This is a genomic window from Streptomyces sp. NRRL S-495, from assembly GCF_000966955.1.
Lineage (GTDB): Bacteria > Actinomycetota > Actinomycetes > Streptomycetales > Streptomycetaceae > Kitasatospora > Kitasatospora purpeofusca.
Genome location: NZ_JZWY01000096.1, coordinates 1 through 865, shown reverse-complemented (window position 1 = coordinate 865; position 865 = coordinate 1). Strand labels below are relative to the sequence as shown.

Genomic DNA, 865 nt, shown 5'->3' with positions numbered 1-865 from the left:
GTTGGCAAGGGGTGGCCGGGGGCAAGCGGAAGCGGCTGGTGGGGTCGGTCGTTCGGGTGCCGGAGGATTCCGGCCGGTGTACGACGCGCCGCCCGTTCGGAATCCGATATTCCGAACGGAATGTCGGTATTAGCTGCCGTCAGCGCAGCAGACGGCGTTCCTTGGCGACCGCCACCGCGCCCGCGCGGGTATCGACGCCCAGCTTGTCGTAGATCCGGCCCAGGTGGGTCTTCACCGTCGCCTCGCTGATGAACAGCGCCCGGGCGATCTCCCGGTTGCCGAGCCCCTGGGCGAGCTGGGCGAGGATCTCCGTCTCGCGCTCGGTGAGCTGCGGTGCCGGGGCCCGCATCTGCGCCATCACCCGGGAGGCGACCGGCGGCGAGAGCACCGTGCGGCCCTGGGCGGCCGAGTGCACCGCGGCGAACAGCTCCTCCGGCCGTTCGGCCTTCAGCAGGTAGCCGGTCGCGCCCGCGCCGATCGCCCGGGTGATGTCGGCATCGGTGTCGTACGTGGTCAGCACCAGGACGTGCGGTGCCTCGGGCGCGGCGGTGATCCGCCGGGTGGCCTCCACCCCGTCGATGCCGTCGCCGAGCTGGAGGTCCATCAGCACCACCTGCGGGGCCAGCCGGGCCGCGAGGTCGACCGCCTCCTCGCCGCTGCTCGCCTCGCCGACCACCTCGATGTCGCCGGCGCTGGCCAGCAGGGCGAGCAGACCGGCCCGGACCACCGCGTGGTCGTCGCAGACCAGCAGCCGGACCGGGGACGGGGCGGGGGTGGGGTTCATCGGACGGCTCCTGGGCCCTGGCGACGGTCGGGGGCGGTGGGGGTGTCGGGGGAGTCGGGCGTGGGGGGAGTGGCGGGGGTG

Annotated in this window: 1 protein-coding gene; it reads right to left on the bottom strand. The window is 73.9% G+C overall.

Features of this window, described 5'->3' with window-relative positions:
- Positions 1-139: 139 nt before the first annotated feature.
- Positions 140-784 carry a response regulator transcription factor gene (locus VR45_RS07120; protein WP_045938821.1) on the bottom strand — a complete coding sequence of 215 codons (645 nt, stop codon included), beginning with the start codon at positions 782-784 and terminating at the stop codon, positions 140-142.
- Positions 785-865: the final 81 nt, after the last annotated feature.